This window comes from Pararhizobium antarcticum (assembly GCF_001885585.1).
Taxonomy (GTDB): domain Bacteria; phylum Pseudomonadota; class Alphaproteobacteria; order Rhizobiales; family Rhizobiaceae; genus Pararhizobium; species Pararhizobium antarcticum.
In genome coordinates this window covers 1-8,177 of sequence record NZ_LSRP01000148.1, presented here as the reverse complement: position 1 = coordinate 8,177, position 8,177 = coordinate 1, and the positions used below count along the sequence as shown (strand labels likewise).

Genomic DNA, 8,177 nt, shown 5'->3' with positions numbered 1-8,177 from the left:
GAGAGCCCTATTTTGCGCACAATCGGGTCGTTATCGAAGGGGATCTGCGGGGCATGACGGTCCGGTTCGTCGTCGGTGTTTTTCTTCCGGGCGACAGGGTGGCTTTGTCACAGCCCCGTCAGGCAGGCATGCAGATTTCGCAGGCAAGATGAGAATCAATATATTTCTCTGATGTGATTGCATTCGAACGAGGTGGGCGTTAGGCCCCTGAACGGCCTGCAAGGGTCGTCGAGGCGCAACGACAACAAGGCACTGGTATCTGGCTGATGATCAGACTGATTGGATATTTCTTCGGCGTTGGCGCATTTCTTGTGCTCGGGGTTGCGGCCGTGGTCGCGGTCTACCTTGGCAGCGTTGCCAAGGATCTCCCGGACTATGAGGTGCTGAACAGCTATGCGCCGCCGGTGACCACCCGGTTCCATGCCGGAAATGGCGCCCTGATGGCCGAATACGCCCGTGAGCGGCGCCTCTATCTGCCGATCCAAGCCATTCCGGACCGCGTCAAGGCTGCGTTTATCTCGGCCGAAGACAAGAATTTCTACCAGCACCCGGGTGTCGACATCACCGGCCTTGGCCGTGCGATCTTCGTCAACCTGCAGAATTTCGGCTCCGGCCGCCGCCCCGTCGGCGCGTCGACGATCACCCAGCAGGTCGCCAAGAATTTTCTTCTGACGTCCGACCAGACGATGGACCGCAAGGTCAAGGAAGCCATTCTCTCCTTCCGCATCGAGCAGGCCTACAGCAAGGACCGCATCCTCGAACTCTATCTCAACGAAATCTTTTTCGGCCTGAACTCCTACGGCATTGCCGGCGCGGCGCTGACCTATTTCGACAAGTCGGTGACCGAGCTGACCGTTTCGGAAACCGCCTATCTGGCGGCGCTGCCAAAGGGGCCGGCCAATTATCACCCTTTCCGCAAGGCCGAAGCCGCGCTCGAGCGCCGCGACTGGGTGATCGATCGCATGGTCGAAAACGGTTATGTCACCCATAGCGACGGCGAGGATGCCAAGAAGAAGCCGCTGGGCGTAACGCTTCGCCGCGGCGGGTCGCATCTTTTCGCATCGGATTACTTCGCTGAAGAGGTTCGCCGCCAGATCATCCAGCGTTATGGCGACAATGCCTTGTACGAAGGTGGTCTTTCTGTGCGCACGTCGCTGGATCCGAAGGTGCAGATCGAGGCCCGCAGGGCGCTTCACAACGGCCTCGTCAACTATGACGAACGGCGCGGCTTCCATGGTCCTATCAAGACAATCGAGATTGGTGGCGACTGGGGGGATCCGCTCGGCAAACTGCCGACGCTCTCCGACGTGCCGGAATGGAAACTCGCCGTCGTTCTCGCTACCAATGAAGATGGCGTGGAAATCGGTATCCAGCCGGACAAGGAAGTCTCGGGCAAGATCGGTACCGACCGGGTCACCGGCCACATCGCCGCCAAGGCCATGCAGTGGGCCTATCGCTCCTCCGGCGGAGATCGCAAGTCCGCCAAATCGCCCGAGGGCGTGCTCGGGCCCGGCGATGTCGTCTATGTCGAGGCACTGGAAGCTGCGGGCGAATATCGCCTGCGCCAGCCACCCAAGGTTCAGGGCGGCCTGGTCGCCATGGATCCGCAGACGGGCCGCGTGCTCGCCATGGTCGGCGGTTTTTCCTACGGCCAGTCGGAATTCAACCGCGCGACGCAGGCGATGCGCCAGCCGGGTTCCTCCTTCAAGCCCTTTGTCTATGCGGCGGCCCTCGACAATGGCTATACGCCGGCCTCCGTCATTCTCGACGCGCCGTTTGAAATGGTCGCCGGCGGCCAGGTCTGGCGCCCGGAAAATTATGGCGGCGGCTCGGCGGGGCCTTCGACCCTGCGTCTCGGCATCGAAAAGTCGCGCAATCTGATGACGGTGCGGCTGGCCAACGACATGGGCATGAACCTGGTGGCAGAATATGCCGAACGCTTCGGGATCTATGACAAGATGCTGCCAGTGCTTGCCATGTCGCTCGGGTCTGGCGAAACGACGGTGCTGCGCATGGTGTCGGCCTATTCGGTTCTGGCCAATGGCGGCAAGCAGATCAAGCCGTCGATGATCGACCGTATCCAGGACCGCTACGGCAAGACGATCTTCCGGCACGAGGAGCGTACCTGCGACAACTGCAATGTCGCGGACTGGGAAAGCCAGGAAGAACCTGTTCTGACGGACAATCGCCAGCAGGTTCTCGATCCGATGACCGCCTACCAGATCACCTCGATGATGGAAGGTGTCGTCAGCCGCGGTACCGCTGCCGGCAAGATCAAGCTCGACCGTCCCGTGGCCGGCAAGACCGGAACGACCAATGACGAGAAGGATGCCTGGTTCGTTGGCTACACGCCCGACATGGTCGCCGGTCTCTATCTCGGCTTCGACAATCCGGCTCCACTTGGCCGCGGTGCGACCGGTGGCGGGCTTGCCGCGCCGATCTTCAACGATTTCATGCAGGCTGCGACCAAGGGCACGCGTCCAGGCAAGTTCGTTGTGCCGGAAGGCATGAGCCTCGTTCCGGTCAATCGCAAGACCGGCATGGCGGCTTTTGACGGTGACCCCGATACGATCATCGAGGCATTCAAGCCGGGCACCGGGCCTGCCGACACGTTCTCGGTGATCGGCGGCGTGGAGGAATACATCCCGCCGGAAGAAATCCTCAGGGCATCGCCACAGGCAAACCAGGCGGTGACATCCGGTCAGGGCGGCCTTTTCTAGAAAACGAAAACCGGAGGCGCGCCAAGCGAACCCGTGTTCGCGGCGCGCTTTCGTCCGCCTGATCCAGCCTTTCGAAACGGACAGCCGGCTTTACATCCCAAGCCGTCATGTTTATGCACGGCACATCCTTTGAACAGACGCCAAGAAGCAGGACCATGCGGACCGAAATTGAAAATATCGTCGACGAAATCAAGCAGGCCATCAGCCTGCTGAGGAGGCATCTTTGACTGGGACCAGGCGGTAAGACGACTGGACTGGTTGAACAACAAGTCGGAGGATCCGAACCTCTGGAACGATGCCGCCGAAGCGCAGAAACTGATGCGCGAGCGCCAGCACCTCGATGACGGCATCACCAGCGTCCGCGCTTTCGAGCAGCAGATGCAGGATGCCATCGACCTCATCGAACTTGGCGAGGAAGAGGGCGACGCCGGCATCATCAAGGAGGCCGAGGATGCGTTGCGCGTTCTGCGCACCGAAGCGGCGCGCCGCCAGGTCGAGGCGATGCTGTCCGGCGAGGCCGACAGCAACGACACCTATCTGGAAGTCCATTCCGGCGCCGGCGGCACGGAAAGCCAGGACTGGGCAAACATCCTTTTACGCATGTATACCCGCTGGGCCGAACGCCAGGGCTATAAGGTCGAACTGATGGAAGTGCATGACGGCGAAGAGGCCGGCATCAAGTCGGCAACGCTTCTCGTCAAGGGTCACAATGCCTATGGCTGGCTGAAGACCGAATCGGGCGTTCACCGCCTCGTGCGCATATCGCCCTTCGACAGCAATGCCCGTCGCCACACCTCGTTTTCGTCCATCTGGGTCTATCCCGTCATCGACGATTCGATCCAGATCGATATCAACGAAAGCGATTGCCGCATCGACACCTACCGTTCGTCGGGCGCCGGCGGCCAGCACGTCAACACCACCGATTCGGCCGTGCGCATCACACACATGCCCTCCGGCATCGTCGTGCAGTGCCAGCAGGAACGGTCGCAGCACAAGAACAAGGCGAAGGCCTGGGACATGCTGCGGGCCCGTCTCTACGAGGCCGAGCTGAAGAAGCGGGAGGAGGCAGCCAATGCCGAAGCCGCGTCGAAAAGCGAAATCGGCTGGGGTCACCAGATCCGCTCCTACGTGCTGCAGCCCTACCAGTTGGTCAAGGACATGCGCACCGGCGTTGCCAGCACGGCACCGGACGATGTGCTTGACGGCGACCTGAACGACTTCATGGAAGCAGCGCTTGCCCACCGCGTCAACGGCGGCGCCGATGCCGTTGTCGAAGACCTCAACTGATCGGCGTTGCAGGCTCCCTGAGGTTTCAAATTGAAGTCAGGGAGCCGATGCCGACCGGAGTGAACCATGCGCGTGGCGCAAATCCCTGTCGCGAAGCTCTGACGTTGCGACAGGAGCCATCGAGAGGTTTTAAAGCCGGGGATATTGGTGCAAAGTTGCCAAAATTCTACTCAACGCCCCGCATTTCGGCTTCCATCCAAGCACAGAATTGCCGCACGAGCCTCGATTCAGACCGTCTTAGGTAGCGGTATGATCCGATTTCAACCGGTTTGTATCCGGGCAATGCCGTCAACGTGCCGGAGCGTATTTCCCTGCTTGTGAGAAGATGTGGCGCGAGCACCATGCCCAGTCCGGCAACGCAAGCGTGAAGCGCTGCGTCGTCCGTGTCGAATTCATGGGCAAAGGTAAGGTGTTTCATTGGCACCCCTGATTTCGCACACCAGAGCTTCCAATCCCAATTCCCGGCTGCGCATTGCAGGGCAGGCACGTCGGAAATGGTGCTCTCCGGAAGATCACCGTCCCTGGCCAACAAACTTGGCGAAACGACAGGGCAGCTCAAGTCGCGACAAAGCAGTGCCCATCCTTCAACCGGTTCATCAGCCCGGACGTAGCGGATAGTCACATCGGCAATCGAAACGGTCGGGAAGGTGAGGTGCGTGCTTGTTTCCACCCGGACCCGCGCTTGCGGACATAGGGTGCGGAAACGCTCCAGGGATGGAATGAGCCAGCGTACCGCAAACGACATCGAGGCCAACACGGTCATTTCGTTCTCGTCGCGGTACAGGGCATCGGCTGATCGTTCGATCAGTCCTATCGCCAGCGAGACCTCCTGATAGAATCGCTCCCCCACGTCAGTCAGAGAAACGGAATTGTTTCCGCGGCGGAAGAAGCTCACGCCAAGCCCATCTTCGAGCTTTTTAAGCTGATGGCTGACCGCACCGGCGGTGACGCCGAGTTCAGCGCCTGCGGCTGTCAAGCTTCCGGTGCGTGCAACAGTCGCGAACACCCTGATGGCATTCAGTGAAATGCGGCGTCTGAACTGCATGAGTTTTCCTCAGGCTCCCCTCAAATTTCTCGTTTGAGAACTACACGAAAACCAAGCACAAGCGATATCGATATATCCCTCTGGAAAAAGCGATGCACTCAAATCATTTTTATAAAACGATCAAAGCCATTGCATGGGTAACCGGTGGAACAGCATTATTTTCTTTGATCTTTGCTTCCGGAAAGTTTGCCGATGGAAGCGCAAGCGCCCTGCAAATCCTGTTCCTCCGCTACATCGGCGGGCTGGCAACGCTGCTGCTGGTTGTGGCAGTGCGACGGGAAAGACTGTCAGCCTATCGAAGCCCAAAACCATACTCGCATTTCACACGGGCTGTCTTTGGTGCATCAGGTGGGGGCGCGTTGATCTACGCATCCGCAAACATGCCGATCATGGATGCCACGGCCATCGGCTTGCTTTATGTCGTGTTTGTTATCCCGTTGGGGGTCATGGTCCTGAAGGAGCGGTTAAGCGGGCAGCATGTTGGCGCAATCGCAATATGCTGCGCCGGCGCCACGATCCTCATGGCATCGCGAGGCGCGTTCACCGAGTTCCACCTGGTCTATGTCTTCCCGGCTTGTATCGCGGTTATTGGCGCGGCGTTGCTGGCGGTCGAAGGGTTGATGATCAAGGTGCTGTCGCACTCCGATCGGGCGATGACGGTGCTGCTCTATGTCAACACGTTCGGCATCCTGCTGATGGCCGTACCCGCTGCAATCCAGTGGGTGCCGCTAACCCTTGAAGGCGCAATGCCCTTTGTCCTTCTCGGACCCGTGGCGGTGACGGCACAATACTGCATTGTCCAGGGTTACCGCCTTGCATCATTGTCGATTGTCGGTCCGGTCGATTATACGTGGTTGATCTTCGCAGGTCTGATCGGCTTTGTGTTTTTTGGCGAACAGCCGACATTGGGTGTCGTCGCAGGGGCAGCGATGATCACCATAGGCGGCATCATACTTGCGGTCATCAAGTCACCGTCCAGCGCGCGGGAAGACACATCGTCGGTGTAAGCCATGCCCGCAACCCCGCTGGTCTGCATTGGGAAATCATGTCCTTCGCAGCGATATGCATCCGGCAGTGTTGCGCTCGGCCGAGCGCTCGGTGTTCTATCCTCCGCCAAGACAACCGGCCGCGTCAGTTCGTGGCCCGCTCGACCTTGATGTCGCCGATGTCGTCGATCAAGACGGTCCAGCTGTCAGGTTCCGCCGCCTGTGGATCGGTTTTCAGGTAGACGGTTGCAAACAGGCCGGGCTGGAGGGAGACACCGGTCGAGCTTTCGGGGCGGATGTCGGTGACATAGGCCTTCAGGTTGGAGAATTCCTCGAGTTCGGCCGACGAAACCACCTTCGGGCCCTCAGCGCTGGAGGCAATCTGCTGGAGATGGATCTGCGCGGTGCCATCGGTCTGGCGCACCGCAATCAGCTTGTAATATCCGCGTTGCAGCGGCGCCGCCTCTTCTGGCGTTTCGGCTGCCGGAGCCGTTTGTGCGCTCGAAGGGCTTGTCGAAGGGGCAAGGGCCTCCAGCGGATCTCCGCTGTCCTCCCAATAGCCTGTGCTCGTCACGAAGATGACGTTGGCTGGCAGGATGCCGGCATCCTGCGCGCGCGGTGCGGTAGCCGCCAGCGTCAGAACAGTAGCGAGTGTCAAAGCCATGCAGCGTGTCAGCAGGCCAATCCGATCCATGGCGGCAACTCCAGGGCGTTTTTCGTTCGATCCTGCAGTGATATCACCATGTTCGCGCGCCGCCGTCACCCTCAATTCGAAAACTGCTCGGCAAGTATCCGGTCCGACCAGGAATAGTCAGGGTCGGAGAGGATGCAGGCCGTGGTGTTTTCCGACTGGGCGATGCGCACCTGCACCACGGACTTGACCTCGATATGGTCCGCCACGGCGTTCACCGGACGCTTTTCGGCCTCCAGAATGGTGATGTCGACGGTGACCTTGTTCGGCAAAAGGGCGCCGCGCCAACGCCGTGGCCGGAACGGGCTGACCGGCGTCAGCGCCAGGAGCGGTGCTTCCAGCGGCAGGATCGGGCCGTGCGCCGAAAGATTGTAGGCTGTCGAGCCGGCGGGGGTTGCAAGCAAGACGCCGTCACAGATGAGCTCCTCGAGCCGCACGTGGCCATCGACGACCACCTTCAGCTTGGCGGCCTGATAGGACTGGCGAAACAGATAGACCTCGTTGATGGCCAGCGCCTGGAAGCGGTTGCCATCGGCGTCGACGGTCTGCATTTCGAGCGGCCGGAAGGTGTTCTCCACGGCCTCGGACAGTCGTTCGCGCAGGTTTTCGGTACTGTAGCGGTTCATCAGGAAACCGATCGAGCCACGGTTCATGCCATAGACCAGTTTGCCGGAATTCATCGTCCTGTGCAGCGTCTGCAGCATGAAGCCGTCGCCGCCGAGCGCCACGACCACGTCGGCGGTGACCGGGTCCTCGTTGCCGTAGATCGCTGCCAGTTCGTCAGCCGCCTTCTGCGCTTCGTCGGCTGGAGAGGCGACGAAGGCGATGGTCTGGAATGTGCGAGCCATGAAATGCCTGTCTGTTTGTCTGCGCGGCTTCCGCTTCGGGCGGGTCTGAGACGCTGTTCGTCGTCCGTCACATCATCATGACGGCAGCCGACGGCACCGCGCAAGCGACGCGCGCGCCATCATGCACAAAACAGCACAAGGGAAAAGAAAAGAATGGTGAAGCTGAGCGGGGGGGGAGGCGGGTTCTTTGATGGCCCTGGAGCCGCACTTCTCGCAGAGAACGCTCTTCCGAGTGCGGTAAAGATAGGTAAGTTTAGTACATTCTCTGCGCCGGGCGATGCTTACGCTTGGATGAACCCTATAATTCCCCGGAGGGCGCGTGCTAAGCTGAGTGTTGATATGTTCGCGCCGGCTGTGCTGAGTGTCAAATATGCTCGCTGGAGAGATTGCCCGAGAAAATACCATCCCGTGGAGGTATAGTGTGAAAAAGAACATCTTGGAGCAAGAATTTCTTCTGCCTGGCACCATATGTGTTTTAGTCTTTATTTTATATCTTATTTTTTGCTATATTATTTCTGCCGGAGAGAATTGGTATGTTGTTGGCGTGTGCGTATTTGCAGCTATATTGTATTTAGTCACGTATAACAAAATATTCCAAAG

At 59.4% G+C, this 8,177-nt stretch carries 6 protein-coding genes; 3 read left to right on the top strand and 3 right to left on the bottom strand.

Going from position 1 to position 8,177, the window contains the following annotated elements; all coding sequences use genetic code 11:
• Positions 1-266 precede the first annotated feature (266 nt).
• On the top strand, positions 267-2,720 hold the full coding sequence (locus AX760_RS25055; protein ID WP_071835742.1) for a penicillin-binding protein 1A: 2,454 nt from the start codon (positions 267-269) through the stop codon (positions 2,718-2,720).
• Positions 2,721-2,875: 155 nt separating this feature from the next.
• Positions 2,876-4,007 (top strand): peptide chain release factor 2 gene (prfB, locus tag AX760_RS25050; protein ID WP_139276227.1). Its coding sequence is split into 2 segments (ribosomal slippage): positions 2,876-2,944 and positions 2,946-4,007, totalling 1,131 coding nucleotides; the frame shifts between segments, so codons are not numbered across the junction.
• Between the two features lie 166 nt (positions 4,008-4,173).
• Here the strand turns inward: prfB and AX760_RS25045 are convergent.
• Positions 4,174-5,052 carry a LysR substrate-binding domain-containing protein gene (locus AX760_RS25045; RefSeq protein ID WP_071835740.1) on the bottom strand — a complete coding sequence of 293 codons (879 nt, stop codon included), beginning with the start codon at positions 5,050-5,052 and terminating at the stop codon, positions 4,174-4,176.
• Between the two features lie 92 nt (positions 5,053-5,144).
• Here AX760_RS25045 and AX760_RS25040 point away from each other — a divergent pair, with 92 nt between their 5' ends.
• Complete coding sequence (locus tag AX760_RS25040; RefSeq protein WP_071835739.1) at positions 5,145-6,059, top strand: DMT family transporter; 915 nt, start codon at positions 5,145-5,147, stop codon at positions 6,057-6,059.
• Positions 6,060-6,183: 124 nt separating this feature from the next.
• On the opposite strand, the gene AX760_RS25035 is transcribed toward AX760_RS25040, so the two are convergent.
• Together AX760_RS25035 and AX760_RS25030 are read right to left on the bottom strand one after the other, a co-directional pair.
• Positions 6,184-6,702 (bottom strand): hypothetical protein, encoded by a 519-nt coding sequence (locus tag AX760_RS25035; protein WP_071835743.1) that lies wholly within the window; start codon positions 6,700-6,702, stop codon positions 6,184-6,186.
• A gap of 101 nt (positions 6,703-6,803) precedes the next feature.
• Positions 6,804-7,577 (bottom strand): NAD kinase, encoded by a 774-nt coding sequence (locus tag AX760_RS25030; protein ID WP_071835738.1) that lies wholly within the window; start codon positions 7,575-7,577, stop codon positions 6,804-6,806.
• Between the last annotated feature and the right edge of the window lie 600 nt (positions 7,578-8,177).